25 protein-coding genes and 2 pseudogenes are annotated in these 25,795 nt (G+C 71.7%); 20 read left to right on the top strand and 7 right to left on the bottom strand.

Annotation, left to right across the window (positions count from 1 at the left end):
- Positions 1-5: 5 nt before the first annotated feature.
- From O7610_RS18455 to O7610_RS18440, 4 genes are all read right to left on the bottom strand, one after another.
- A complete protein-coding gene (locus O7610_RS18455; RefSeq protein WP_289211410.1) occupies positions 6-1,331 on the bottom strand; it encodes an ATP-binding protein in 1,326 nt (441 codons plus the stop codon).
- A complete protein-coding gene (locus O7610_RS18450) occupies positions 1,328-1,771 on the bottom strand; it encodes a very short patch repair endonuclease (protein WP_289213640.1) in 444 nt (147 codons plus the stop codon). The genes O7610_RS18455 and O7610_RS18450 overlap by 4 nt, the downstream gene beginning before the upstream one ends.
- A 165-nt stretch (positions 1,772-1,936) precedes the next feature.
- Entirely contained in the window at positions 1,937-2,734 is a 798-nt protein-coding gene (locus O7610_RS18445) for a hypothetical protein (protein ID WP_289211409.1), read from the bottom strand.
- An 11-nt stretch (positions 2,735-2,745) separates the two neighbouring features.
- Positions 2,746-3,222 carry a hypothetical protein gene (locus O7610_RS18440; protein ID WP_281567227.1) on the bottom strand — a complete coding sequence of 159 codons (477 nt, stop codon included), beginning with the start codon at positions 3,220-3,222 and terminating at the stop codon, positions 2,746-2,748.
- Between the two features lie 226 nt (positions 3,223-3,448).
- On the opposite strand from O7610_RS18440, the gene O7610_RS18435 reads away from it, so the two are divergent.
- Entirely contained in the window at positions 3,449-3,985 is a 537-nt protein-coding gene (locus tag O7610_RS18435; RefSeq protein ID WP_281555732.1) for an NADH-quinone oxidoreductase subunit B, read from the top strand.
- A 174-nt stretch (positions 3,986-4,159) separates the two neighbouring features.
- The gene (locus O7610_RS18430) at positions 4,160-5,416 is read left to right on the top strand and encodes a DUF2252 domain-containing protein (RefSeq protein ID WP_502959112.1); all 1,257 of its coding nucleotides are present in this window, start codon (positions 4,160-4,162) and stop codon (positions 5,414-5,416) included.
- A gap of 19 nt (positions 5,417-5,435) precedes the next feature.
- On the opposite strand, the gene O7610_RS18425 is transcribed toward O7610_RS18430, so the two are convergent.
- Positions 5,436-6,608 (bottom strand): serine hydrolase domain-containing protein, encoded by a 1,173-nt coding sequence (locus O7610_RS18425; RefSeq protein ID WP_281567230.1) that lies wholly within the window; start codon positions 6,606-6,608, stop codon positions 5,436-5,438.
- Positions 6,609-6,719: 111 nt separating this feature from the next.
- Between O7610_RS18425 and O7610_RS18420 the strand changes: the two genes are divergently transcribed.
- From O7610_RS18420 to O7610_RS18405, 4 genes and pseudogenes are all read left to right on the top strand, one after another.
- A complete protein-coding gene (locus O7610_RS18420; protein ID WP_289211407.1) occupies positions 6,720-7,196 on the top strand; it encodes a hypothetical protein in 477 nt (158 codons plus the stop codon).
- 16 nt (positions 7,197-7,212) lie between these two features.
- Positions 7,213-7,520, top strand: a pseudogene (locus O7610_RS18415) (DUF2252 family protein); the annotation flags it as partial.
- Between the two features lie 114 nt (positions 7,521-7,634).
- Positions 7,635-8,276, top strand: a complete 642-nt coding sequence (locus O7610_RS18410) for a type II toxin-antitoxin system antitoxin SocA domain-containing protein (RefSeq protein WP_289211406.1) — start codon at positions 7,635-7,637, stop codon at positions 8,274-8,276.
- Positions 8,277-8,441: 165 nt separating this feature from the next.
- Positions 8,442-8,579 (top strand): hypothetical protein, encoded by a 138-nt coding sequence (locus tag O7610_RS18405; protein WP_289211405.1) that lies wholly within the window; start codon positions 8,442-8,444, stop codon positions 8,577-8,579.
- Here O7610_RS18405 and O7610_RS18400 read toward each other — a convergent pair.
- A complete protein-coding gene (locus O7610_RS18400; RefSeq protein WP_289211404.1) occupies positions 8,576-9,142 on the bottom strand; it encodes a TetR/AcrR family transcriptional regulator in 567 nt (188 codons plus the stop codon). The genes O7610_RS18405 and O7610_RS18400 overlap by 4 nt on opposite strands.
- A gap of 95 nt (positions 9,143-9,237) precedes the next feature.
- Here O7610_RS18400 and O7610_RS18390 point away from each other — a divergent pair, with 95 nt between their 5' ends.
- Positions 9,238-10,143, top strand: a complete 906-nt coding sequence (locus O7610_RS18390; RefSeq protein ID WP_502959035.1) for a Rossmann-fold NAD(P)-binding domain-containing protein — start codon at positions 9,238-9,240, stop codon at positions 10,141-10,143.
- A 32-nt stretch (positions 10,144-10,175) separates the two neighbouring features.
- Here the strand turns inward: O7610_RS18390 and O7610_RS18385 are convergent, their stop codons facing one another.
- Positions 10,176-11,213, bottom strand: a complete 1,038-nt coding sequence (locus tag O7610_RS18385; RefSeq protein ID WP_281551919.1) for a glucose 1-dehydrogenase — start codon at positions 11,211-11,213, stop codon at positions 10,176-10,178.
- A gap of 164 nt (positions 11,214-11,377) precedes the next feature.
- Between O7610_RS18385 and O7610_RS18380 the strand changes: the two genes are divergently transcribed.
- The 13 genes and pseudogenes from O7610_RS18380 to O7610_RS18320 all read left to right on the top strand — a co-directional run bounded on the left by O7610_RS18380 (position 11,378) and on the right by O7610_RS18320 (position 25,793).
- Positions 11,378-11,710 (top strand): YciI family protein, encoded by a 333-nt coding sequence (locus O7610_RS18380; protein ID WP_281551918.1) that lies wholly within the window; start codon positions 11,378-11,380, stop codon positions 11,708-11,710.
- Positions 11,707-12,993 carry an RNA polymerase sigma factor gene (locus O7610_RS18375; protein WP_289211401.1) on the top strand — a complete coding sequence of 429 codons (1,287 nt, stop codon included), beginning with the start codon at positions 11,707-11,709 and terminating at the stop codon, positions 12,991-12,993. The genes O7610_RS18380 and O7610_RS18375 overlap by 4 nt, the downstream gene beginning before the upstream one ends.
- 59 nt (positions 12,994-13,052) lie before the next feature.
- A complete protein-coding gene (locus O7610_RS18370) occupies positions 13,053-13,769 on the top strand; it encodes an NADH-quinone oxidoreductase subunit C (RefSeq protein WP_289211400.1) in 717 nt (238 codons plus the stop codon).
- Positions 13,769-14,734, top strand: coding sequence for an NADH-quinone oxidoreductase subunit NuoH (nuoH, locus tag O7610_RS18365; RefSeq protein ID WP_289211399.1), 966 nt, complete (start codon positions 13,769-13,771; stop codon positions 14,732-14,734). Before O7610_RS18370 ends, nuoH begins: the two co-directional genes overlap by 1 nt.
- Positions 14,731-16,509, top strand: coding sequence for an RNA-binding protein (locus tag O7610_RS18360; RefSeq protein WP_289211398.1), 1,779 nt, complete (start codon positions 14,731-14,733; stop codon positions 16,507-16,509). Before nuoH ends, O7610_RS18360 begins: the two co-directional genes overlap by 4 nt.
- Before the next feature lie 126 nt (positions 16,510-16,635).
- Positions 16,636-17,244 (top strand): annotated as a pseudogene (locus tag O7610_RS18355) (NuoI/complex I 23 kDa subunit family protein); the annotation flags it as partial.
- Between the two features lie 14 nt (positions 17,245-17,258).
- Positions 17,259-17,825, top strand: a complete 567-nt coding sequence (locus O7610_RS18350) for an NADH-quinone oxidoreductase subunit J family protein (protein WP_281551912.1) — start codon at positions 17,259-17,261, stop codon at positions 17,823-17,825.
- Complete coding sequence (gene nuoK, locus O7610_RS18345) at positions 17,825-18,220, top strand: NADH-quinone oxidoreductase subunit NuoK (protein WP_289211396.1); 396 nt, start codon at positions 17,825-17,827, stop codon at positions 18,218-18,220. Before O7610_RS18350 ends, nuoK begins: the two co-directional genes overlap by 1 nt.
- Positions 18,217-20,109: an NADH-quinone oxidoreductase subunit 5 family protein gene (locus O7610_RS18340; RefSeq protein WP_289211395.1), complete on the top strand. Its 1,893-nt coding sequence runs from the start codon at positions 18,217-18,219 to the stop codon at positions 20,107-20,109. Before nuoK ends, O7610_RS18340 begins: the two co-directional genes overlap by 4 nt.
- Before the next feature lie 16 nt (positions 20,110-20,125).
- A complete protein-coding gene (locus O7610_RS18335; RefSeq protein WP_289213639.1) occupies positions 20,126-21,709 on the top strand; it encodes a complex I subunit 4 family protein in 1,584 nt (527 codons plus the stop codon).
- Entirely contained in the window at positions 21,706-23,316 is a 1,611-nt protein-coding gene (locus O7610_RS18330; protein ID WP_281567244.1) for an NADH-quinone oxidoreductase subunit N, read from the top strand. Before O7610_RS18335 ends, O7610_RS18330 begins: the two co-directional genes overlap by 4 nt.
- Positions 23,317-23,459: 143 nt before the next feature.
- On the top strand, positions 23,460-24,347 hold the full coding sequence (gene htpX / locus O7610_RS18325; RefSeq protein ID WP_281555730.1) for a zinc metalloprotease HtpX: 888 nt from the start codon (positions 23,460-23,462) through the stop codon (positions 24,345-24,347).
- 171 nt (positions 24,348-24,518) lie between these two features.
- Positions 24,519-25,793 carry an MFS transporter gene (locus tag O7610_RS18320; RefSeq protein ID WP_281551908.1) on the top strand — a complete coding sequence of 425 codons (1,275 nt, stop codon included), beginning with the start codon at positions 24,519-24,521 and terminating at the stop codon, positions 25,791-25,793.
- Positions 25,794-25,795: the final 2 nt, after the last annotated feature.

Below are 25,795 nucleotides of genomic sequence, written 5' to 3'. Positions count from 1 at the left end.
CGGCGCTACCGTTCGAGCCCGAGCAGCTCCACCACCTCCGGTGCGGTCTGCCGGAGGACAGCTTCGATCTGCTCCCATGGCGCCCACTGGTCAGCCTGCATCGCTGCCATCCGAAGAGCGAGTCCGGCGTGGACTGCAGCCTGGCTGACAGCTCGTACCTCGGCCGGTGAGCGGAGATCGGCAGGGACCTGAGCGCGGTCCCCGCTGCGGGACGTCTTGCGGTACGCGTCGTCGGCAAGGATGCAGAGCTCATTGACCGACGGCTCGATCAACTGTCGGAGCTGAGCCGGAATGCTGACCTTCATCTTCGCGACATTGATCGTGAAAGCTGCATCGAGGTCGGTATCGAAATCAACAGCTGCGCGGGCAAGTTTAGTATGTTCGTCAATTCCCCGGATGCCTCCCCAGCCGCCCCACTGGACCAGCCGGTTCGCGCGGTAGATGTACAGCCCTTGCTGCCGGTTCCACTTGAGCGGACCGGACATTCGGTCGAACCCTGCCGGATCGGCGAACTTGTCCCGTGCGGGAAGGACGAACCTTCGCAGCGCCACCTTCCCGTTGGTTCCGGACGACTCGATCTCGAACCGCTGCTCCGGAAGCTCAACGGTCGCAGGCTCCTGCGATGCGAACGGGTCCCACGGCTCGACCTTCTCCCCGTTGACAGTGATGACCAGCTCAGGCAGTTCGCCCACGCCCTCGATGAAGCGGTGGAAGACCATCCCGAGGTGTTCGGCGGTCCGGGTTGCCAGCGTCTCGAGGCGTCGCCGCGCCCATCCGCCCTCCGGTCGTCGCTCGGGGAGAACCCTGTCCAGGTTCTGCCAGATCACGACCGTTCCCGCTCCCTCTGCAAGCCACTGTCGGGCACGGGCGACCATCGGCTCCGTGCTGGCGGGATCGACGATGACCCACTGGTCCAGCTCGCCGATCAGGTCAAGGTCGAGTGCCCTCGCGCAGGTGCGGGGGGTGGCCGCCGAACTACGGCTGATGACAGTCAGGAGACGGCACTGGGACAGCGAAGCGGTCTTGAGGCCGAGACCGTAGCGCCCGAGTTCGCCACGCTCGTAGTCACGACGGGTGCCGAAGCGCAGCGCCTCTAGGAGGCCGGACGGCGACATGCCTCGTCCGTCGTCAGCGATGAGAACACGTGAATCGGCACCTTCATGCTCGATGGTGACCTCGATGCGGGTGGCGCCGGCCGCAACGCTGTTGTCGACCACGTCGGCTACCGCGGTCTGGAAGTCGTAGCCGATGTCCCGCAGAGAACTCGTCAGTCGTGCCGCCGACGGCGACACCTCGTACCAAGCCCTTCCGGCCACCGCGTCCTCCGTCACGTCGTCGGTGACGACCAGGATGCCACAGGATCCCCAAGATCAGTTAGGCGACCCGTCGGCCTGTGGACAAGGTTGTCCCGCAGCGTGCGCCAAAGATCCTGGATCCTGTCGGCAGCTGCGACAGTGTCCTCATGTTCCCAAATGTGCAGGACGTTCCAACCCATCGTGAGTAGCAGTCGATCCTTTTCTCTGTCCCGTTCGACATTTCTTTCCAGTTTTGCTTTCCACCAGTCCGCATTGTTTTTCGGCATGGTCGAATGCGCTGGACACATGTGCCAGAAACAGCCGTCGACGAATATGGCAAGTCGAACTCTGCTGAAGACGATGTCCGGTCGACCCGGTAGGTCGGCGAGGTTCACCCGGAATCGTAGGCCTCGCCTGTGCAACTCGCGCCGTAGCAGCATCTCAGGTTTGGTCCGTGCCCGGGGCATCCGGCGCATCTGAGCTGAGACGACCGCGTTCAAGGGAGCGGGTGTCCGCCTCATCCCTGTTCCACCATGCCGCAACCATAGTGTTCAAGGGTCCGGCCACCTGACTCGGCGCTGCCGCAGCCCACACCGCTGTACCCGGCTCGGGGTCCGCGGTGGTGGTCCGACGACCGGGGGTCAGGTCAGTAGCGGCGCGTGCGGGGGCGGAACGACGGCGTCGATGCGCTGCTCCAGCTTATGGGGGGTGGCGAAGAACTCCACGTCGCTCACCGACTCCAGCTCGCGGACGATGGCTGCCGACCAGTCGTCCTGTGTCCCGTCAAGGGCTGCGATGCGCTGCTGTCTGGGCACCTCGGACAGGCTGAAGATGTGGTAGCAGTGCTCGGCGGCCTGCTCCTGGTCGCGCCCGCTCACCGCCTGCACGTACGCGGCTTTGTTGGCGGACGACACCTGCACGGTGACGGGCCGCTGCCGACCTGAGGTCAGTCGTACCGGTGCCTCGCGCCGCACCTGTCGACCGTCGTTGGTAGCCCACGCCTTGATTCGGGTGACGACTCTGTCCGGGAAGCGCACCGGCGGCTGCTTCACCGCCAGCCATCGCAGCTGGTCCACCCGCATCGACGCCTGCGCGACGGCCAGGACCAGTTCGCCCAACGTCTCCTTGGAGCCGTAGGTAGCCAACTCGCCGGGCACGGCGTCGAAGCCGTTCAGCCCGGACAGGCGGGCTGCTTCGGCGATCGCCTCCGCAGGGCGCCCATCGTCGAACTTGACGCCGGCCATCGACAGCAGAGTGGTCGCTGTGGCGCGATCGGAGACGCGGTAACCGTCGCCGATCGGCTCCACGAGGAGTCGCACCGCGTCGCCGTCGCCGTAGGTGAGCGGCAGGTCGATGAGCAGGCCGTCGCCGTACGCCTGGGTGACGCTCTGGTCGTTGACCGCCCGCAAGATCGCGCCTACGACGGTTTCGCTGTTCATCGCCACCCCCATCACGGCTCTACCCAGGTGAAGTCGGTACCCAGTTCAACGAAGCACTCTGCCGCGAACGCTTCAAATATCGCACGGTGGACGCCCGGAGCGACCCGAGGTGCCAACGGCACCTCGGGGATGTCCGTAGGCTTATAGGCGACTTCATCGCCAATCGCCGGCTCTGTCCGATGCTTGTGAGTGCCCTCGATGGGCCGGTGCGTGTGGTTGACGCATAGCCGCCGAGCCGAGAACCCGTCACGACCAGCGCCGACGAGGTACTGCAGGTAGGGCTCGCTCGGCCGCAGCGGATGGACCGTCATCCGCAGGACGCACGGCGCAAGATGCTTGATGGCGATCCGGACCTGGACCAGGCCTTCCTTGTCGAGGCCGGGCTTCTGCCTCCAGGAGATGCCCCCGACGGTCGTTGCGGAGGCGGCGGGTGACAGGAGGCTGCCCAGGTTCGCGTGCGTAGCCAGCGGGGAGGCTTGCCTGCTCAACGATGCTCACCGGTCCAGGGGAGTGGCGGGGAGGGGAGGCGACCTTGGCGGACCAGGCGATCGCCAGCGTCGATCTGGCTTAGGTTACTGCACAACTACCCCCCGCGATGCCCCGTTTCGTGTCGTCTGTGGACGTGGCCCGATGAATGCGCGGGCTCGGGGCGGGTGATGTGGTTGACTGGGTCGCACGTACTCGGAGCGACCCGGAGGAGGTGGCGGCGCGGTGGTGCAGGTGCCGGCGGTGCTCGGTGAGCCGATCCGGTTCGTGCTGAACTGGGGTCGCCGCTACTCGCTCTGGGTGTTCAACTTCGGCCTGGCCTGCTGCGCGATCGAGTTCATCGCCACCAGCATGGGCCGGCACGACTTCATCCGGCTCGGTGTCATCCCGTTCGCCCACGGGCCGCGCCAGGCCGACCTGATGGTCGTCTCCGGCACCGTCACCGACAAGATGGCACCGGCGATCAAGCGGCTCTACGACCAGATGCCCGAACCCAAGTACGTCATCTCGTTCGGTGCCTGCTCCAACTGCGGCGGCCCGTACTGGGACTCGTACTCGGTGACCAAGGGCGTCGACCAGTTGATCCCGGTCGACGTGTACGTGCCCGGCTGCCCGCCCCGGCCCGAAGCGCTGCTGCACGGCATCCTGCGGCTGCAGGACAAGATCGCCGCCGAGCGGTCCGGCATCGGCGGCGTGCACCGGCCCGACCCGCTCGCCTCGCCGGTCGACCGGCTCACCGCACCGGTCGTCAAGCCGCCGAGCTGAGCCGGCCCGCCAGCCAGAACCCGACCTACCGGCGAGCTGACCCGGCGTACCGCCGGGATCTGACCCGGCGCTCAGCTGCGCTTTTGCTGAAACGCGGTAGCCTGCGCGAACGTGAGTGATTCTCAGCGCGCGACGCAGATCGTCGACATCCTGACCGCCGAGTTCGGCGAGCTGATGGCGGTGGACCCGGCCGCCTTCCGCCGCAAGTTCCGCAAGATGGCCGCCAGCCCGTTCGCGTTCTACCGGGGCACCGCCTGCCTGTTCTACGCCGACCAGACCGAGCCCGACGGGCCGTTCAACGACGACAGCTTCTGCGACAAGCGGACCAGCCGGGTCTGGATCCACGGCGACCTGCACGCCGAGAACTTCGGCACCTACATGAACGGCTCCGGCGAGCTGGTCTTCAACGTCAACGACTTCGACGAGGCGTACGTCGGCCCGTTCATCTGGGACCTGCGCCGCTTCGCCGCCAGCGTCGCCCTGATCGGCTACGCCAAGGCGCTCTCCGACGACATCATCGGCACCCTGGTACGCACCTTCGCCACCGCCTACCTGGCCGAGCTGCGGGCCATCGTCGCCGGCGGCGAGGAGGCGATCGGCTCGATCACCCTCGCCAACGCCGACGGGGTGCTGCGCCACGTGCTGCAGGAGGCCCGGCTCAACACCCGCGTCGGCCTGCTGGAGAACCTCACCACCATCAACGACTACGAGCGGCGGTTCATCATCCGCGACGGGGTGTACGAGGTCGACGACGACACCCGGGCCGCGGTCACCGCCGCCTTCGCCGACTACCTGGCCACGTTGCCGCACCGGGCCGGCGGCGGTCGCGCCGTCGCCGCCCAGATCAAGGACATCGTGCTGCGCAAAGGCGTCGGCATCGGCTCGGCCGGGCTGCCGTCGTACAGCATCCTGCTCGAAGGCCACACCCAGGCGTTGGAGAACGACGTCGTCGTCTACATGAAGCAGGCCCAGGTGCCGGCCGTCGCCCGGCACGTCCACGACGAAGGTGTCCGGTCGTACTTCCGGCACCAGGGCCACCGGACCGCCGAGTCGCAGCGGGCGCTGCAGGCCCACGCCGACCCGTGGCTCGGCTTCACCGAGCTGGCCGGCGTCGGCCAGCTCGTCGCCGAAGTCTCGCCGTACGCCGCCGACCTGGACTGGTCCGACGTCAACGAGCAGGCCGAGCTGACCGGCATCGTCACCGACCTGGCCCACTCGGTGGCCCGGATGCACTCGGTCGCCGACGACGAGTCCAGCCACGACCTGGTCGACTACTCGACCGAGGAGGCGATCGTCGCGGCGATCGACACCGACGAGGCCGGCTTCGTCGCGGGCCTGGTCGACTTCGCCCACCGGTACGGTGCCCGCGCCCGCACCGACCACCGGATCTTCGTCGACCTGTTCCGCAACGGCCAGCTGCCCTGGGTCTGACCGGCCGGCCCGGTCGCCGTCAGTCCGGTTGCCGGCTCACCGCGTCCCGCAGGGCCTGGACAAGGGCGGTCGTTCGAGGGTCCGGTCCCATCGTGACGCGGAGTCCGTTCGTCACGTACCCGAAGGCGATGCCGCTGGCCGGATCGGCGTAGCCGAGCGAGCCGCCGTGGCCTGGGAAGCCGAAGGCGGTGGGCGACCACCATGGCTGCTCCGGCAGCGGCAGGCCGAAGCCGAGCGCAGGTCGGGTCGGGACCATGAGCACCTGGTCGATTCCGTTGGCCTGTTCGCGGGTGGCGGCGGCGAGGGTGGTCGCGTAAAGAATCCGGATGCCGTCGACTTCGCCGATCAGCCCGGCGTAGAAGCGGGCCAGTGACGAGGCAGTGCAGATGCCGTTGACCGCTGGGATCTCCGCTGCCCAGGTGCGCGGATCGGTGAGGTCGATCGGCGGGTCGGTCACCGTCATCGACCGGACCACCAGAGATGTCGGATCGGTGTACGCGGCGAGCACCTGTCGCAGCTGCTCTGGCACCGCCTCGGACACGGGTGGGGTCGCCGGCTGCTCCACGGTCCGCGCGACCCGGTGTGCCTCGGTGTCGGGCAGGCCGATCCAGAAGTCCAGGCCGAGTGGTTTGGCGATCTCGTCGGCGAAGTATGTGCCGAGGCTTCGGCCGCTGACGCGCCGTACTACTTCACCGACCAGCCATCCGTAGGTCAGGCCGTGGTAGCCGTGCGCCGTGCCCGGCCGCCAGGCGGGTGCCTGGGCCGCCAGCGCGGCGACGACCGGCCCCCAGGCCAACGCCTGCTCCAGCGGGACCGGCCGGTCGAGTACCGGCAGTCCGGCCTGGTGGGACAGTAACCAGCGGACCGGGATGTTGCTCTTGCCGGCCGCCGCGAACTCCGGCCAGTACCCGGCGACAGGTGCGTCCAGGTCGAGCTGCCCACGCTGCGCCAGCAGGTGCGCGCAGGTGACCGCCGCGCTCTTGGTGGCCGAGTAGACCAGCTGGAGGTTGTCCCTTCGCCACGCGTTGCCGGTGGTGGGATCGGCGACCCCGCCCCACAGGCAGACCACCTCCTGTCCGTGACGGTAGACGCTGACGGCGGCCCCGACCTCGGACCGGGTTTCGAAGTTTGCCAGGAATGCCTCCTGGACCGGCTCGTATCCCGGGGCGACAGTGCCATTGACCACTGGCATGGGCTCTCCTTAAAGCTGTCGGGCCCGAACGGCGATCCATTCGAGCCACAGTCTGTGTCAGGCTATCCTGACTTCCCGCGTCAGGGAATCCTGACGGCCTATGCTGATGGTGTGGCGGAGGAAATGGTTCCCGGGCACGCGGAGATCATCGGGTTCCGGCAACCGGACGGGACGCTGAGCGCTGACGCCGAAGCGCCGGCCGGCACAGTCGGCTACCGGGCCCGGTGCAGTTGCGGCTGGCTCGGCACCAGCGACTACCCGGCTGCCGAAGAGGGCCGCTGGATGGCCACCTCCGAGTGGGCCGGACATATCAGGCCGATCCTGGCCGCCGTGCCCCCTGGTTGGCTGCTGAGCCGTTCCGACGCCCTCCGCGACAACGTCGCCGAACTGGCCACCATGTGGCCGTTGCAGGCACTCGGCGTCCTCGCCGAGGTGGAACGCTGGCAGCGGCAGCTGACCGAACGCGCCGTGGTGGCCGCCCGGGCCGCCGGGCTCTCCTGGGCCGAGATCGGCAACGCCCTCGGCATCAGCCGACAGTCGGCACACGAACGGTTCCGCGGCGTCGCTCCACGCAAACAAGCCGGGTGACGGACACCGGCTGCCGGCCCAGGTGCCGGCCGTCGCCCGGCACGTCCACGACGAAGGTGTCCGGGCGTACTTCCGGCACCAGGGCCACCGGACCGCCGTGTCGCAGCGGGCGTTGCAGGCGCACGCCAACCCGTGGCTCTGCTTCACCGAGCTGGCCGGCGTCGACACCGACCTGGCCCACTCGGTGGCCGGATGCACTTGGTCGCCGACAACGAGTCCAGCCACGACTTGGTCGACTTCGCCCATGCGTACGGTGCCCGCGCCCGCACTGACCACCGGATCTTCGTCGACCTGTTCCGCAACGGCCAGCTGCCCTGGGTCTGACCGGGAAGACTCCTCGGCCGCCCCGGGGGTGCACGCTAGCCCAGTGATCGAACACGTGTTCTAATGAGTGCCAAGTATGCTGCGTCGGGCGAGGGTGGGGTAGCGTTGCGAGAGATGGTAGAGTCCCCGCCCCCGCTGTCCGCGTCGCGACGAACGGTCGCGGCGTACGTGGCGGTGCTGAAGTTGGCTCGCGAGCGTGGGTACGTGGTCACCCGGCTGAAGATGGCGAAGTTCCTCTACCTGACCGACCTCGCGGCAGTGCGCGAGAGCGAGGATCCGGTCTCCGGGGTCGAGTGGCGGTGGCTGCACCACGGCCCGTTCAACAACTCCCTGCAGTTCCTGGAGAACGAGCTCGTCGAGCGCCGTGTGGTGCAACGCGACCCCTACTACCAGGGATTCCAGATCCGGCTCGTTGGTGAACTCCCGGGTTACGACATGCCTGCGGAGGACATGGCGATTCTGGAGAAGACTCTCACCGAGCTGGGCGGGCTGGCGGCTGCGACTCTCAAGGACCTGAGTTACCAGACCCCGCCGATGGAGGACGCGCTACAACGCGAGCGGGGCGTGGTGCTCGACCTGTCGCTGGCGCGCCCGCGCCCCAAGCTTGCGAAGCTCGCGCGAAGGATGTCGGCTGTGCTCAGGCGGCTCCCGGAGCAGGAGAACGACCCGGGTATCGGCCAGGAGCTTGAGCGGGAGATGGCTGAGTTGGCCGAAGGGCGCCGACGAGCAACAGGAGTGCTATCACGACGAGCGTAGGCCGGTCGTCGTTCTGAGTGGTCCCAACACGAACAGCGTCGCAGGCTGGCCCACCGTCCTGGTCGCTCCGATCTCCACATCGACCACCCTCAAGGCGGAGTACTGTGCAAGCTCAGGGCCAGCGAGGGTGGTCTGCCCAAGAAGTGCTGGGTACGGGTGGTCGCGGTGCAACCGCTCCTCAAGTCAGATCTCCAGGACCATCTCGGGGTCCTGGCGGCCGAGCGCCTCGAAGAGATCCAGGCCCGACTCTTCCAGTACATGGGCCTGAACATCGACGAACCGGACGATGGCGAGCTGTCCTAGCTCAGTACGGAGCGGATCAGGGCGACGACGCCGGCCCGGATCCGTTCCGGCGGCTCGTCACGCAGCTGGTGCAGCAGGTCGCTGCGGACGGCGGCGAGCAGGGCGTGCGCCAGGAAGTCGGCGTGCTCCGGGCCGCGTACGCCGGTGATGATGCCGGTCAGGTGGCGGTGCAGGTCGCCGTACGCCGGGTTGAGGTACGGGCTGCCCCGGCCGGCGCTCTCCAACGCCATCGCCAGTGCCCGGTTGGCGTGCTTGTAGTCGAGGATCGCGTCGAAGATCGCGATGACCCGGGCCACCGGATCCCAGTCGGCTTCCTGTCGATGATCGTGCAGGGTGGCCTGCAGGGCGGTGCTGCGCTGGGCGGCGAGGGCCTGCAGCAGGCCGGTGCGGTCGCCGAAGCCGCGGAACAGGGTGCCCTTGCCGACGCCGGCCGCCTGGGCGATGGCGTCCATGGTGACCTCGTCCGGGTCGTCGGCGGCGTCGAGCAGCCGGCCGGCGGCGGCCAGCACGGTTTCCCGGTTGCGGGCGGCGTCGACCCGTTCCTTACGTGCTGCTGCCGGCACGGCTGACCATCCTCTCGCCCCCGCCTCAAATATCCGGACCAACGGTCCGTATAGTTGATCCGGACCGTCAGTCCGGATCATACCGGTGCGGCGCCGTGAGCCGACCCGGAACCCGCCCCCCGACCGAGGAGCACCATGCCCGACCAGCGGACCGTCCTGATCACCGGCGCGACCGGCAACATCGGCCGGCACATCGTCGCCGCCCTCGCCGCCGCCGGCCACCCGGTGCGGCCGCCAGCCGGCACCGCCCCACCGACCCGGCCGCCGCCGCCCACCACATCCCCTTCGACTGGCACGACCCGGCCACCCACCGCCCCGCCGTCGACGGCGTCCACGCCGTCTACCTGATGCCGCCGCCGGTCAGCGCCGACCCGGTCGGCCAGGTCGGCGCGTTCCTGGATCTGGCCCAGGACGCCGGCGTACGCCGGGTCGTGCTGCTCAGCTCCTCGGCGATCCGCACCGGCAACCCCGGCCCCGGCCGACTACCCACCGCCGTCACCGACCGGTTCCCGGAGTGGGCGGTGCTGAGCCCGTCCTGGTTCATGCAGAACTTCGTTGCCGAGCACCATCACCACGGCGCCAGCATCCGCCGCGACGGCGAGATCGTCACCGCCACCGGCGACGGCCGGGTCGCCTTCATCGACGCCGCCGACATCGCCGCCGTCGCCGTACGGGCGTCGACCGACCCGGTGCCGCACAACACCGAGCACCTGCTCACCGGCCCGCAGGCGCACAGCTACACCGAGGTCGCGGCCACGGTCAGCGAGGTCGCCGGCCGACCGGTCCGGCACCGTACGGTCGACGTCGACACCATGCGCCGCCGGCTCGTCGGCAGTGGCATCCCGGACGGCTTCGCCGAACTGCTGGCCGGCATGGACGGTGCCATCGCCGCCGGAGCCGAGGACCGGACCACCAGTACGGTCGCCGACGTCACCGGCCGGGCACCGACCAGCCTGCGCGACTTCTGCACCGCCCACGCCGACCACTGGCGACCGGCCTGACGCGCACGTGTCCGACCGGTCGGCCGCCGCGGTCAGAACTCGATGACCGTCTTGATGCCTTCCTCCTCGGCGTACGCCCGCTGGTAGTCGTCCAGACCGTACCGGTGGGTGATCATGCTCGTCAGCCAGTCGTTGTCGGCGCGGGCCAGCGCGTCGGCGGCCTGCTGCCAGTGCCGGCGGTTGGCGTTGACCGTGCCGAAGATGACGTTGTTCTTCAACACCAGGCACCGGTTCAACTCGTTGAGGTCCAGTTCGGTGTGGTGGGCGTGGGTGTTGATCCCGGTCAGACAGCCGATGCCGTTCGGCGCCAACCTGTTGAACACCTCACGCACCACCGGCGGCGCGCCGGTGCACTCGATGATGACGTCCGGGTCGAAGTCCAGCTCATCCACCGGCACCGCGTGGTACGTCGCACCCAGCCGGCGGGCCAGCTCCGGCTTCGGCCCCGACGTGCCCCGGGCCAGCACATGCGTCTCCAGACCACGCTGCACGCCCAGCAGCGCCGCCAGCAGCCCGATCGGGCCGGCCCCGGTGACCAGCACCCGCCGCGGCGCCCAGAAACCACGCGCGCCGATCCGGTCGACGTGGTCCCAGGCCTTCGCGACCACACTGGTCGGCTCCAGCAGCACCCCGGCCAGCCCCAGCTCCGGCCGCAGCGGTACGGCGTACTCGGCCGGCACCCGCCACCGCTGCCGGGCGAACCCGTCGATGCCCTTGATCCCGCACTCGGTGTACCGCCCGTTGGTGCACATGTCCCACTCGCCGGCCGCGCAGTACCGGCAGGGCACCGGATCCCGGTGCCGGACGATCCCGGCGACCAGGTCACCCGGCCGCGTCGTCCCGCTCGGATCCTCGATCACCCGGCCCAGCGACTCGTGGCCGAGGACCAGCGTGTCCCGGCCCGGCGGCGGTTCGCCGTAGTCACCGGCGAGGATCTCCCCGTCGGTGCCGCAGATGCCGACCGCGACCGCCTCGACCAGCATCTCACCCTCGTCGGGTGACGGCTCCGGCGCGTCGTCGACGAGCCGCAGCGAGTCGGCCTTGCCAGGGGTGACAGTCAGCGCACGCATGCCGGCGGGTTGCCCCGTACGGCGGGGAGCTACACCGCGAAGCCGGGCTGAGTTTCGATCGCGGCACGGGCGTCGTGTCGGATCGCGGCCCTCGCGCGCGTAATGAGGATGGGGCAGCCTCCGGAGGGCGGCCACCTGAAGACAGCTGCAGACAGGAGACGACCATGACGCAGTACCTGATCTCCGTGCTGGACGAGGCGACCGGTAGCGCTACGCCCACCGAGATGGCCGCGATCGACGCCTTCAACGAGCAGCTTGTGGCCGACGGTCACTGGGTGTTCGCCGGTGGCCTCGCCGCACCGTCCACCGCCACCGTCGTCGACGGCCGCGCCGAGGAGGCGGTGATCACCGATGGACCGTACCTGGAATCGAAGGAGTACATCGCCGGCTTCTGGGTGATCACCGCACCACATCTCGACGTCGCGCTGCGGCTCGCAGCCCTCGGCTCGAAGCATTGCAACCGCCGAGTCGAGCTGCGGCCGTTCCTGGCCGCATGACCGACGTGGACGAGGCCGTCGCCGGGGCCTACCGAGCCCACTGGGCCCGGCTGGTCGCGACCCTGACCAGGCGCTTCGGCGACCTCGATCTCGCCGAGGAGATGGCCGCCGAGGCGTTCGCGGCCGCCGTGCACCGCTGGCCGGTCGATGGTGTCCCAGCGAACCCCAACGGTTGGCTCACCACGACCGCCCAGCGCAAGGCCGTCGACCGCATCCGGCGGGACATTCGGCGCGGAGACAAGCACCGGGAGGCGCTGATGCTGTCCGGCCCCGCCGGGCAGCTCGGCGCGATCGACGACGACCGGCTCCGCCTCGTCTTCACCTGCTGCCATCCGGCACTCGCCGTACCGGCGCGGGTCGCGTTGACGCTCCGGCTGGTCGGCGGGCTGACCGTCGCCGAGATCGCCCGCGCCTTCCTGGTCCAGGAGAGCACCATGGGCCAGCGGATCACCCGCGCCAAGGCGAAGATCAAGGCCGCGAGGATCCCGTACGGTGTGCCGCTGCGCGCGGATGTCCCGGCCCGGGTCACTGGCGTGCTCGCCGTCCTCTACCTCATTTTCAACGAGGGTTACCTGACCTCGGACCCGGACCGGGAGGCGGTCCGCACCGACCTGACCGGCGAGGCGATCCGGCTCGCCCGGCTGGTTCACGCGCTCCTACCGGCCGACGGCGAGGCGGTCGGACTCCTGGCGCTGATGCTGCTGACCGAGGCACGCCGACCCGCCCGGGTGTCGGCAACCGGTGTCCTCGTCCCCCTCGTCGAGCAGGACCGGGGCGCCTGGGACTGGGACCTGATCGCCGAAGGTCACGCCTTGGTCCGGGCACGCCTGGCCACCGGCCAGGCACCGGGGCGTTACCAGCTCCTGGCCGCGATCAACGCGGTCCACACCGATGCCCGCGACATCCGCGACACCGACTGGTCGCAGATCGTCGCGCTCTACGACCAGCTGGTACGGCTCGACCCCGTACCGATCGTGCGGCTCAACCGGGCGATCGCGCTCGCCGAGATCGACGGCCCGCAGGTCGCCCTGGCCGAGGTGGACGCGTTGCCGCTGGACGGCTACCACGCCTTCCACGCCACCCGGGCGGAGCTGCTGCGTCGGCTGGGCCGCAGCGGACCGTCCCGGGCGGCGTACGGAAGGGCCATCGAGCTGTCCCGCAACACCGCTGAGACCGCTTACCTCGTCCGTCGCCGCGACCAGCTGACCGGTCGTGTGGTTCGTCCTGCCCCGGCTGCGCCTGCTCCGGGTGAGGCAGACCTGCCCGGCGCGTTCGCGCCCTGACCTTCGCCATGGTCCGCAGGGGGCGGTCTCCGGCGCACCGCGCCCTTAGGATCAGACCCATGACCCCCGACGAGATCGGCGCGCACCTGGTCAGCCTGCTCGACCAGCCGGCGGCTGCGTCGGAGGCAGCGCAGGTCACCGCGCAGGTCACCGCCACGGTCTCCGGCGGCGGCGACCGGTACGCCCGCGCCACCGTCGACGTACCCGCCGACAGCTGGCCGGCCGCGCTCGCCGCCGCCCGCGACGACGCCGACCTGGCCTGCGACTTCTTCGACTGGCTCTCCGCCGTCGACGAGCTCGACGACGGCTTCGCGATCGTCGCCCACCTGTGGTCCACCCGGCACCGGCACGGCCTGCTGCTGCGCACCCGGGTGCCGCGCGAACGCCCCGAGCTGCTGTCCGTGGTCGACGTGTTCCCCGGCGCCGACTGGCACGAGCGGGAAACCCACGAGATGTTCGGTGTCCACTTCGTCGGCCACCCGGCCCTCACCCCGCTGCTGCTGCCCCCCGAGTTCGAAGGCCACCCGCTGCGCAAGGAGTTCGTCCTCGCCGCCCGGGTCGCCAAGCCGTGGCCGGGTGCGAAGGAACCGGGCGAACCGGCCGGCGGCGGCGGGGGAGCCCGGCGGGCCCCGATGCGGCCACCGGGCGTACCGCTGCCGACCGAATGGGGTCCGCAGGCCGCCAGGTCCGCGCCCGACGCCGACCCCGACGGCGGTACGCGGCCCGCGCGCGCCGCCGGCCCCGACCGCGGCCGACCCGGCGGGGGTACGGACTGATGCCGCTCTGGCTGGAGTTGACGATCCGGGTCGGTGCCGTCGTCGTCGCGTTCCTCACCCTGCCGCTGCTCGTCGGGCAGCTGGAACACAAGGCGATGGCGCACATGCAGGGCCGGCTCGGCCCGATGTACGCCGGAGGCTTCCACGGCTGGGCGCAACTCATCGCCGACGGCGTCAAGTTCGTGCAGAAGGAGGACATCACCCCGCGCGCCGCCGACCGGCCGGTGTTCCGGCTCGCCCCGGCGATCGCCCTCGTGCCGTACCTGCTGGTCCTGCTCGTCATCCCCCTCGGGCCGGGCGACCTCGTCGGCCAGCCGCTCGACGTCGGCCTGTTCTTCGTCCTGGCCGTGATGGGCGTCGGCGTCGTCGCCGTGCTGATGGCCGCCTGGGCGTCGGCCAACAAGTACAGCCTGCTCGGCGGGCTGCGCGGCGCCGCCCAGCTGCTCGCCTACGAACTGCCGCTGGTGCTCGCCGCCGCCAGCGTCGCGATGGCCGCCGGCACCCTGTCGCTGTCCGGCATCGTCGAAGCGTGGCGGCCCTGGTGGCTGCTCTGGCAGGCACCCGCCCTGATCGTGTTCTTCCTCGCCGGCATGGCCGAGATCCGCCGCCCGCCGTTCGACATGCCGATCGCCGACAGTGAACTGGTCTTCGGCTACCTGACCGAGTACACCGGGCTGCGGTTCGCGTTCTTCCTGCTCGCCGAGTACGCCGGCATCGTCGTCATCGCCGCGCTGACCACCGTGCTGTTCCTCGGCGGCTGGCAGGGGCCGTTCGGCGTCGAACAGCTCGGCTGGCTGTGGACGCTGCTGAAGGTCTTCGCCGTCGCGTTCGTGATCATCTGGGTGCGGGTGTCGTTCCCCCGGCTGCGCGAGGACCAGCTGCAACGGTTGTGCTGGCTGGTGCTGGTGCCGCTCGCCCTGGCCCAGCTGGTGCTCACGGCAGGGGTGAAGGTGGCCATCGGATGACCGGTGCCACGTCCACCCAGGAGCGTGCGGACGGCCGGGCCGACCGGCCCGACGAGCCGCCGCCGGCCGGCAGCGGTGGGCCGTCGGGGGACCGGCTACGCCAGCCGCCCCGGGACCGGCTGCGCTGGCCGGCCCGGATCGCCCTCGCCGTGACCCTGGCCGCCGGCGCAGCCGGGCAGATCGCGGTCTGGGCCGCCGGCAACTGGCTGTGGAACGACGAGACAGCCATCGCCATCAACCTGCGCCGCACCTTCCTCGAACTGACCAGGGGGATGGAGTTCCAGCAGGTCGCCCCGGTCGGCTGGCTGTGGCTGGAGAAGACCCTGTGGTTGGCGTTCGGCGACGGCGAACGGGTGCTGCGGCTGCCGTCGCTGGCCGGCATGCTGGCCGTCCTGGTGTTGACCGCGATCATCACCCGCCGGGTGGTCGGGCGGTGGGCGGCGGTCGCCGCGACCGCGCTGATCGCCGCCGCGCCGATGATCCTGACCTACGTCGGCGAGCTCAAGCAGTACGCCGTCGAATCGGCGGTCGCCCTGGCGGTGCTGCTGCTCGGGGACCGGTATTTTGCGTCGGTCGGCTCCCGCCGAGGCCGGTCCCGCTGGCTGATCCCGGTCGGCTGGGCGGCGGCCACCTTGGTCGCCGTCTTCGTCAGCCTGACCGCGGTGCTGGTGCTCGCCGCCGCCGTCGCCGGCATGACCCTGCTGCTGGCCCTGCGCCGACGCTGGACCGACGTGGCGGTCCTGCTCGCCGGCTCCGCGCCGGCGGTCGCCTTCGCCGGCTACCTGATCGACCGCCGTCGCCGGTTCCCGTTCATGCCCGGCCAGTCCGACTACTTCGCCGACGGCACCCCGCCGGCCGGCTCCGGGCCGGTGGACATCCTCGCCTGGCTGCCCCGGATGTGGTCCAGCTTCGTCACGGTGACCCTGGACTGGCGTCAACCGCTGCTGGTCCTGCTGCTGGCCGTGGCCGGCGTCGCCGTGCTGATCTGGCGTCGCCGGTCGCTGTGGGCGGCGATGCTCGGCGGGACCCTGCTGGTGGCAGTGGCCGCTGCGGCGGCCCGTGGTCTGCCGCTCGCCGACCGGGTGGCGACCTGGCTGATCGCCCCGACGGTGATCCTGGTGGTCGCCGGCCTCGACGGCGGCGTACGGCTGGCTCTGCACGCCGGCACTCGGCTGACCTCCCGGGTCGGCACCGGGCTGACCTCGCGCGTTGGTACCGGGGCCCGGCGAGCCGGCCGGGTGGCGGTGGCGTCCGTGGTGCTGATGCTGGCCGTCGCCGTGCTGCCGGTGATCGCCCACCCGGCGGCCGTCGCGGCGTACCGGCAGGTGGTCGACCCACAGATGAAGGACGCCGGCCCCGCCGCGCTCGCCGACGTGGCCGCCCGTGCCCAACCCGGCGACCTCGTGCTGTTCTACTGGTTCAGCTACCGGATGGTCGTCTGGTACGGACCACGGCACGACCTGGCACCACACACCGTGCGGCTGTACCCGTCCGATCACGACAAATGCGACCCGCAGGCGTTCGGCGAGTGGCTCGGTGACGTCGACCGCGTCTGGTACGTGCACGGCCGCAGCCTCAGCAGCGCGCCGGACGACTACCCGACCCGGGTCGCCGCCGAGTTCGCCGACTACGGCACCATCGTGGAGATCCGCGACTTCCCCGCCGACCGCTGGTCGACGGCGGCCTGGGCGCTGGTCGACCTGACCGCCGGCCCGGACCCGCAGCCGCCGGTCGTCGAACCGGATCCGGAACACGCCTGCCTCGGCCGCTGGTGACGGCGTGGCAATCGGCGACGGAGACCGCAGACAGCGGAGATCGACGGCAACGGAGATCAGATGCTCGCGTGCCCGGCACGGATTCGGCAGGATGAGGCGCATGGACCGACGCGGCGGACGACCGGCATGAGCGGCGAGGAGCACGACACCGGACACGGCGGCACCGGACACGGCGGCACCGGACACGGCGGTGCCGGGCGCAGCGAGGGCGGGCACCGCGGCGGGCACGGCGAAGGGCTGCTGAAAGGCCTGGCGACGACCTTCAAGACGATGGTCTCCCCGGCCCACACCCAGCAGTACCCGGACGTCGCCCCCGATCTGCCGCCCCGCTCCCGTGGGGTCATCGCGCTGCTGGCCGAGAACTGCACGGTCTGCATGCTCTGCGCCCGCGAATGCCCCGACTGGTGCATCTACATCGACTCGCACAAGGAGGAAGTGCAGGTGCCGGGTGCGGCACGGGCCCGGCAGCGCAACGTCCTCGACCGGTTCGACATCGACTTCTCGCTCTGCATGTACTGCGGCATCTGCGTCGAGGTCTGCCCGTTCGACGCGCTCTACTGGTCGCCCGAGTTCGAGTACGCCGAGTACGACATCCGGGACCTGCTGCACGACAAGGAACACCTCGGCGAGTGGATGGCGAGCGTACCGCCGCCACCGGCGCACGACCCGACCGGCGAACCGGCCAAAGAGGAGACCGCCGCCGCACGCAAGGCCGCCGCGCCCGGTCGGCCTGCCCGTGGGGCGACCACGTGACCGGTACGGACGTGCTGCTGCTCGCCCTCGGCGCGGTCGCCGTCGGTGCCGCCGCCCTGGTGGTGAGCACCCGGCACATCGTCCGCGCCGGGCTGTACCTGGTCGGCTGCCTCGGCGCCGTCGCCGGCCTGTACCTGGTGCTGACCGCCGAACTGGTCGCCTGGGTGCAGGTGCTGATCTACGTCGGCGCGGTCGTGGTGCTGCTGCTGTTCGCGGTGATGCTCACCCGCGCGCCGATCGGCGCCGCCACCGACCTGGACCGGCCCGGCTGGCCGGCCGCGTTGATCGGCGGCGGGGCCGGGCTGGGGCTGGCCGCGCTGTTCGTCGACGCGTACCGCTGGTCGCGGGTCGAGCTGCCCGACGCCGGCACCGCCGACCGGCTCGGCGCGGCCGTCTTCGGCAGCTGGGTGCTGCCCTTCGAGGTGCTGTCGGTGCTGCTGCTGTCCGCGCTGATCGGCGCGATCGTGCTGTCCCGCCCCGACGTCGGCGCGCAGCCCGAGCGGGCTGGGCGGGCCGGGCCGGGCGAGCCGGCTGGGCAGGCCGGGCCGGGCGGGCGCGGCTGATGCGCCCGGTCATCCCGTACCTCGTCGCCGCCGCGCTGTTCGGGCTCGGCGTCTACGGCGTGCTGCGCCGCCGCAACGCCGTCCTGCTGCTGATGTCGGTCGAGCTGATGCTCAACGCCGTCAACCTGGTCCTGGTCACCGCCGACACCACGGTGCGCGCCGCACTGCCGTACACCGGGCAGACGTTCGCCCTGTTCATCATCGTGATCGCCGCCGCTGAGGTGGGCGTCGGGCTGGCCATCGTGCTGCACCTGTACCGGCTGCGGTCCAGCGTGGTCGTCGACGAGGTGCCACTCGACGGTGACGCGGACGGGCGGGCCGACGCAGACCCGCCGGCCGACACCGCTGCCGTGCAGGTTGGCAGCGTCGCCGAGCGGCAGGAGGTGACCCGGTGACCGGGTCGACCCTGGGCCACCTGCTACCCGCCGTACCGTTCGCGGCCGCCCTGGCCGGCCTGCTGGTCAGCCTGCGGCCCGACCCGCTGACCGCCACCCGCCGCCGGGTCGCCGCCGGGCTCGGCGTCGGCGGTGCCGCCGCCGCGCTGGTCACCGCCGTCGCGCTGCTGGCCGGTGGGGCACCGACCGTCGAGCAGTCCCGGCCGTGGGTCGACGTCGGCGGGCTGGCGGTCACCTTCGGCGTACGGCTGGACGGCCCCGCCGCCCTGGTCGCCGTCGCGGTCGGCGCGGTCGCGCTCGCGGTACAGCTGTACTCCGTCGCGTACCTGGCCGGCGACGACCGCTATCCGGCGTACGCCGCCCAGGTGAGTCTGTTCACCGCCGCGATGCTGCTGGTCGTCGTCGCCGGTGACCTGATCATGCTGCTGGTCGGCTGGGAGGTGATGGGCGCCTGCTCGTACCTGCTGATCGCGCACGACCGGCGGCTGCCCGAGGCGCCGGCGGCGGCGATGAAGGCGTTCCTGGTCACCCGGGTCGGTGACGTCGGATTCCTGCTCGGCATCGCGGTGCTCGGCATCGGTGCCGGCAGCTTCCGCATCGCCGAGGTGCTCGCCCACGACTACCCGCCGGCCACGGTCACCACGGCGGCGCTGCTGCTGCTCGCCGGGGTGGCCGGCAAGAGCGCCCAGTTCCCGCTGCACACCTGGCTGCCCGACGCGATGGCCGGCCCGACGCCGATCTCCGCGCTGATCCACGCCGCCACCATGGTCGCCGCCGGGGTGTACGTGGTGATCCGGCTCTACCCGATCTTCGTCGCCGCCCCGGCCGCGCTGATCCTGCTCGGCGTGCTCGGCGTCGTCACCCTGCTGCTCGGCGCGTTCGCGGCGACCGCCGCCGACGACATCAAACGGGTGCTCGCCTGGTCGACCGTCTCCCAGCTGGGCTACATGACCGGCGCGTTGGCCGTCGGCTCCCCACCGGCCGCCCTGTTCCACCTGCTCACCCACGCCGCGTTCAAGGCGCTGCTGTTCCTCGCCGCCGGCTGCGTGATCCACGCCGTCGGCAGCAACCTGATGTCGGCGATGGGCGGGCTGCGCCGGCCGATGCCGGTCACCTTCGCCGCCACCGCCGTCGGGCTCGGCGCGCTCGCCGGGCTGCCGCCGCTGGCCGGCTTCTGGAGCAAGGAGAGCGTGCTGTACGCGGCCGCCGAAGCCGCCCGGCACCCCGGCGACGGGCCGGTGCCGGCGTGGCTGGGCTGGCTGGTCTGGACGGCCGGTCTCGTCGGGGTGGCGGTCACCGCCTGGTACGCCACCCGGCTGCTGCTGCGTACCTTCCTCGGGCCGTCCCGGGTGCCCGCCGGCACCCACCCGCACGACCCGCCGGCGCTGATGCGCTGGCCGGTGCTGGCCCTGGCCGTGCCGGCCGGGCTGCTCGGCCTGGCCGCGTTCAGCCCCACCTTCACCGGCTGGCTCGGTGCCCCGCCGGACGGGCTGGTCCACTTCGGTCCCGACCTGGTGCTGCCGGTGCTGCTGCTGGCCGTCGGCGTCGGCGCGGCGGTGTGGCTGCACCGGCGTGACCCGGCCGCCGACCCGGCGCGGGCGCTCGGCCCGCTGCGGCCGGCGTTCGCGGCGGCGTTCTGGCTCGACGCGGTGCAGCGGGCCGTCGTGGTACGCCCGGTGACGGCGCTCGCCGCCGCGGCCCGGGTCGGCGACGAGTCCGGCGTCGACGGCGCGGTCACCGGCACCGGGCGTACCGTGACCGGGCTGGGCGACTGGTTGCGCCGCCGGCACACCGCCCCGCTGCCCCGGGCGGTCACCATGGTCCTCGCCGGCGTACTGCTGATCGGGTTGGCGACCGCGGCCGCCGCCGCACTGGGGAGCGCGGGATGAGCGAGGGCCGCCGATGATGACGTACGCCGACGACGGCTGGACCGTCGGGCAGCTCGCCCTGCTGGCCGTGCTGGTCGTGCCGGCGCTCGGCGCGCTGCTGCTCGCCCTGCCGGTCGGCGGGGACCGGGCCGGCCGGATCACCGGCACCGTCTTCGCGGCGGTGACCTTCCTGGTCAGCCTGCCGTTGCTGCGCGACCCGACCGGGGCCGGCTGGTTCGCCTACGGTCCACCGCTGGACGGCCCACCCGGGGTGCTGCCCTGGCATCAGCTCGACCTGCCCTGGGTGCCCGCCCTGGACCTGCGGTTGCACCTCGGTGTCGACGGCATCTCGTACCCGCTGGTGCTGCTCACCACCGGACTGACCCTGCTGTGCTGCGCGTACACCGTCTGGCGCGCCCCACACGGCCGCAACGGGCGGGCGTTGGTCGCGTTGCTGCTGGTCGTCGAGGTCGGCATCGTCGGCACCTTCCTCGCTCTCGACCTGGTGCTGTTCTTCGTCTTCTTCGAGGTCGTGCTGCTGCCGATGTACGCGATCATCGCCGGCTGGGGCGGCAGCGACCGTACCGCCGGTGGCGGCGACCGGGCCGATGGCGCGCACCGGCGGGCGGCGACCAGGTTCGCCGTCTACACCCTGGCCGGGTCGGTGCTGCTGCTGGTCGGCGTGGTGACCGTGACGACCGCCGCCGGCACCGCCGACCTGACCGTGCTCACCGGCGGCGACGGACTCGGCCGGGGCACCCAGCTACGCGCGTTCACGCTGCTGGCGCTGGCCTTCGCGGTCAAGGCACCGCTGTGGCCGCTGCACAGCTGGCTGCCCGACGCGCACAGCCAGGCACCCACCGTCGGCAGCGTGATCCTCGCCGGGGTGCTGCTCAAAATGGGCACGTACGGGCTGATCCGGGTCGCCGTCGGCGTCGCCCCCGAAGGAGCCCGCTGGGCCGCCCCGGTGCTCGGCGCCCTCGCCGTCGCCGCGATCATCGTCGGCTCCCTGGTGTGCCTGGCGCAGACCGAACTGAAACGGCTGATCGCCTACTCCAGTGTCGGACACATGGGGTTCGTGCTGCTGGGCATCGCCACGCTGAGCGCCACCGGCATCCAGGCCGCGCTGATCGGCAACGTCGCCCACGGCGTCATCACCGGCCTGCTGTTCTTCCTCGCCGGCGCGGTCAAGGACCGCTACCACACCGGCGAGCTGGCGGATCTCGGCGGGCTGCGGGAACGCTCCCCGGCGCTGTCCGGGCTGCTCGGCTACGCGGCGATCGCCTCCCTCGGCCTGCCCGGCCTGGCCGGCTTCTGGGGTGAGGCGTTCGCCGTCGTCGCCGCCTGGCAGCGCGGCGGGCCGCTGTGGACGACGCTGGCCGTGGCGGCGGCGGTCGGCGCGGCACTGACCGCCGCGTACCTGCTGCGGATGCTGCGCCGGGTCACCCACGGCCCGGCCGGCCCGGCGGTCCGGGACACACCCGTCTTCGCGATCAGCCGCCCCGAGGCGCTGGCCTGGGCGCCGCTGGTGCTGCTGGCGTTGGCCATCGGGCTGGTGCCGGCGCTGGTGCTCGGCGTCGCCGAGTCGCCGGTCACGATCCTGCTGGAGGTGATCCGGTGACCGACGGGACCGCCGCACAGACGATCGACCACCTGGCGCTGCTGCCGGCGTACCTGGCGGCGGCGACGGCGGTCGCGGTGCTGCTGGCCGACCTGTTCATCGGCCGGCGGGCGGTCACCGGGGCGGCCGCTGTCGCCGGCGCCGCCGGGGTCGGCCTCGCCGCGCTGGTGGCGCTGGCGCATCCGGCGCGGGCCACGTTCTGCGGTACGCCGTCCGGCGTACCCGCCGGGGGCGGGCTGCCCGACGGCGGACTGCCCGACGGCGGACTGGCCGTCGGTGGGCTGGCCTGCTCGTACGTCGCCGACAGCCGGGCCGCCCTGGTCGCGCTGCTGTTCGCGGCGCTCACCGCCGGCGTGCTCGCGCTGTCCGCGCCGCTGCTGAACTCCGGTGCGGTGCCGGCCGGCGAGTACTGCTTCCTGCTGGCCTGCTCGATGACCGGCGGGGTGGTGCTCGGCGCCGCCGGGGACCTGATCACCCTGGTCGTGGCGGTGGAGACGCTCACCCTGCCGCTGTACATCCTGGTCGGGCTGCGCCGGCAGCGGGCCGCCTCGGCCGAGTCGGCAGTGAGCTTCTTCGTGGTCAGCGTGGTGTCCACGGCGGTGGCGCTGCTCGGCGTGGCGCTGCTGTACGCCGCGTACGGCGCGGTGCACCTCGACCTGCTCGCCGGAGCCAGCGGCCTGGCCGAGCCGGCCGGTACGGTCGTCGGCGGCTCGGCCGACGGGCAGGCCCGGCTGGCCCGGGTCGGCGTGGTGCTGCTGCTGACCGGCCTGGCGTTCAAGGTGGCGGCGGTGCCGCTGCACGCCTGGGCGCCGAAGACCTACGACGGTGCGCCGCTGCCGGTCGCCGCGTACCTGTCGACCGCGTCGAAGCTCGGCGGCGTGGTGGCGATCGTCGCGGTGGTGACCGAAGGGCTCACCCCGCAGTTGGCCGCGTCCGGGCCGGTGCTGGCGGTGCTGGCGGTGGCGACCATGACGGTCGGCAACCTGGTCGCGTTGCGGCAGCGGCGGATGGTGCGGCTGTTGGCCTGGTCGTCGATCGCGCAGGCCGGCTACATCCTGGTGCCGCTGGCGGCGGCCGCCGGGGTGGCCGGGCGGGGCGCCGAGGAGCAGGCGGTGGCCGTCGCGGCGGTCTTCGCGTACACCGTCTTCTTTGTGTTGTTGGAGCTTGCCGCCTTCGCTGCGGTGGTGGCGTTGCGACCGGCGGCCGGCGACGGCGGTCGGATCGCCGCGTATGCGGGCGCGGCCCGCCGCCGCCCGTGGGTCGGTGCCGCGCTGACGCTGGCGTTGATCGGGCTGGCCGGTCTGCCACCGGGCCTGGCCGGGTTGTTCGCCAAGGTGGCGGTGGTCCGGTCGCTGCTGGTCGGCGGGGCCGGCTGGCTGGCGTTGGTGGTTGCGGCCAACGCGGTCCTCGGCCTGGTCTACTACCTGCGGGTCAGTGCCACGCTGTACGCCCGGGTGCCGGAGCCGACGCCGCCCTCGGGTCGTGGCGTGCCGGCACCTGGTGGCGCGGTGGCGTGGCCAGTGGTGGCGACGCTCGCCGTCGCGACCGTTCTGGCGGTTTTGCTCGGGTTTGCACCACAGGTGGTCTTTGACGTCGTTGCGGGCTGAGTGCGAGTTCCTGCCTGAGTGAAACATGCCCGCCAGGTCTTGATTGACAGCCAACTCTCAGCTATTGCGGGATGCGCAGTGGGTACGTGGGCGTTGCACCTGCCGTGGGGTCCTCCAGATGACCCGGTGGAGAGGGAGTGAACGTGCACAGCCACCACAACGGTCTCAAGACGGCAGCCCTGCTCGGCCTGCTCACCGCCATGATCCTCGGCGTTGGCTACTGGTTCGGCGGCAGCGGCGGCTTGATGATCGCCGTAGGAGTCTCGCTGGCGATGAACGCCGGCACCTACTTCTGGTCCGACAAGATCGCGCTGCGCTCGATGCGGGCCCAGCCGGTCAGCGACGCGCAGTTCCCGGCGCTGCATCAGATGGTCCGGGAGTTGGCCGCCGAGGCCGGGCAGCCGATGCCCCGGCTCTACGTCAGCCCGACCATGCAGCCCAACGCGTTCGCGACCGGGCGTAACCCGGCCAACGCGGCGGTCTGCGTCACCCAGGGGATCGTGCAGATCCTCGACTACCGCGAGCTGCGCGGGGTGATCGGGCACGAACTGTCCCACGTCTACAACCGGGACATCCTGATCTCCAGCGTCGCGGCGTCGCTCGCCGGCATCGTCACCATGCTGGCCCACCTCGCCTGGTTCCTGCCGTTCGGCGGCGGGGACGACGACGAGGGCGCCAACCCGGCCGCGCTGCTCGCCATGCTGATCCTCGGGCCGCTGGCCGCGTCGATCATCCAGCTGGCGATCAGCCGTAACCGCGAGTACCAGGCGGACGCGTCCGGCGCCGCACTGACCCGCGACCCGCTCGCGCTGGCCAGCGCGCTCCGCAAGATCCACATGGGTACGCAGCGCATGCCGCTGCCGGCCGAGGGTCAGCTGGCCAGCTCGGCCCACCTGATGATCGACAACCCGCTGCGCAAGGGCGGGTTCGCCGCGCTGTTCTCCACCCACCCGCCGATGGAGCAGCGGGTGGCCCGGCTGGAGCAGTTGGCGTACGCCGGTGCCGGCGGCCCGGTGCAGCGCCGGTTGTGAATCCGCCTGTGTGAGCGGCCTCGCACCCCGTACCGGACCGAATCCGGTGGGGTGCGGGGCCGTCAGCGGGTTAGGGTCGGCAGGCCGAGTGGTCGTTACCGCCGCCGGCCCATCGGCCGGTCCGCAGCACGTCGGCCGCCGGTGCCACCAGCCGGTGAAGGGAACGGAACAGTGTCCGGATTGCGGAAATACGTCGCCGTCTGGCGCATCCCCGGCGGACCCACCCTGCTGATCCCGGGCGTCATCGGCCGGCTCAGCATCGGCATGACCCCGCTCGCCCTGCTGCTGGTGATCAGCGACTCCACCGGCCGGTACTCACTCGCCGCGATCGCCGGCGGCGTCTACGCCCTCGCCGGTGCGGCCCTCAGCCCGGTCGCCGGGCGGATCGCCGACCGGCTCGGCCCGAGCCCGGTGCTGCTGGTCACCGGGGTCGCCCACCCGGTCGCCCTGATCGCCCTGCTGTTCGCGACCCGCAGCGGCGGCTCGATCCTGGCCGTGTTCCTGGTGTCCGGCCTCGCCGGTGCCAGCTATCCGCCGCTCAGCGCCGCGATCCGGGGCGCCTGGAACAACCTGACCAGCCCGGCCAGTGGCCGCTACCCGCTGCGCAACACCGCGCTCGCCGCCGAGACCACCATCTTCGAGGTGGTGTTCGTAATCGGCCCGCTGCTCGTCGCCGGGCTCATCGTGCTCGCCGACGCCGCAGCCGCACTGGTCGCCGCAGCCGTACTCACCCTGGCTGGCACCACCATGGTGGCGCTCGGCCGGGCGATGCGTGGCTGGCGACCCCACTCACGGGAAGGCCACGCCCGGGGCCTCGGCCCGCTGCGGGTGCCCGGCTTCCCGGCGTTGCTGGCCTGTGTCGGCGGTCTGGGCATCGGCTTCGGTACGGCCGGCGTGGCGGTGCCCGCGTACGCCTCCAACTACCTGGGCACCAACGACGACGGCGGCAGCCTCGCCGGCGTACTGCTGGCCGTCTGGGCCGTCGGTAGCGCCACCGGCGGGATCTACTTCGGTATCCGCCGACCGGCGGTGGACGCCTCCCGTCAGTTCGCCTGGCTGCTCGCCGGGGTCGCCGCCAGCTTCGTCGTGTACGCGGTGATGCCGCACCCGCTGGCCCTGGGCGTGGCACTGACGCTCGGCGGTGCCGTGATCGCCCCGGCGCTGACCGTCGAGAACACCATGGTCGGCCGGATCGCCCCGGTCAGCATGCTGAACGAGGCGTACACCTGGGTTACCACCATGGCGGTCGGTGCCAGCGCGGCCGGCGGCGCGGTCGCCGGCGTGCTCGTGGACCGCGCCGGTGGCCCGGCGGCGGCCTTCCTGTTCGCCGCCGCCGCGCTCGCCCTGGCTGCGCTGCTGGCCGGCTGGCCGGCCGGTCCGATCAGCCGCGCCGAAGCCCGCGCGGCGGTCGACCTGGACCGGGCCCTGCTCGGCGGTCCGGCCTGAGC

The organism is Solwaraspora sp. WMMA2065, assembly GCF_030345075.1.
GTDB lineage: Bacteria > Actinomycetota > Actinomycetes > Mycobacteriales > Micromonosporaceae > Micromonospora_E.
This window is presented reverse-complemented; position numbering and strand designations above follow the sequence as displayed.

Excerpts from the sequence above, each read along its gene's own strand:
- O7610_RS18430 (WP_502959112.1), top strand. The coding sequence starts at position 4,160 with ATGGCGGTGGACCCGGCCGCCTTCCGCCGCAAGTTCCGCAAGATGGCC.
- O7610_RS18375 (WP_289211401.1), top strand. The coding sequence starts at position 11,707 with ATGACCGACGTGGACGAGGCCGTCGCCGGGGCCTACCGAGCCCACTGG.
- nuoH (WP_289211399.1), top strand. The coding sequence starts at position 13,769 with ATGCCGCTCTGGCTGGAGTTGACGATCCGGGTCGGTGCCGTCGTCGTC.
- O7610_RS18360 (WP_289211398.1), top strand. The coding sequence starts at position 14,731 with ATGACCGGTGCCACGTCCACCCAGGAGCGTGCGGACGGCCGGGCCGAC.
- O7610_RS18450 (WP_289213640.1), bottom strand. The coding sequence starts at position 1,771 with ATGCGCCGGATGCCCCGGGCACGGACCAAACCTGAGATGCTGCTACGG.
- O7610_RS18445 (WP_289211409.1), bottom strand. The coding sequence starts at position 2,734 with ATGAACAGCGAAACCGTCGTAGGCGCGATCTTGCGGGCGGTCAACGAC.
- O7610_RS18410 (WP_289211406.1), top strand. The coding sequence starts at position 7,635 with ATGGTAGAGTCCCCGCCCCCGCTGTCCGCGTCGCGACGAACGGTCGCG.
- O7610_RS18380 (WP_281551918.1), top strand. The coding sequence starts at position 11,378 with ATGACGCAGTACCTGATCTCCGTGCTGGACGAGGCGACCGGTAGCGCT.
- nuoK (WP_289211396.1), top strand. The coding sequence starts at position 17,825 with ATGCGCCCGGTCATCCCGTACCTCGTCGCCGCCGCGCTGTTCGGGCTC.
- O7610_RS18425 (WP_281567230.1), bottom strand. The coding sequence starts at position 6,608 with ATGCCAGTGGTCAATGGCACTGTCGCCCCGGGATACGAGCCGGTCCAG.
- O7610_RS18370 (WP_289211400.1), top strand. The coding sequence starts at position 13,053 with ATGACCCCCGACGAGATCGGCGCGCACCTGGTCAGCCTGCTCGACCAG.
- O7610_RS18385 (WP_281551919.1), bottom strand. The coding sequence starts at position 11,213 with ATGCGTGCGCTGACTGTCACCCCTGGCAAGGCCGACTCGCTGCGGCTC.
- O7610_RS18335 (WP_289213639.1), top strand. The coding sequence starts at position 20,126 with ATGACGTACGCCGACGACGGCTGGACCGTCGGGCAGCTCGCCCTGCTG.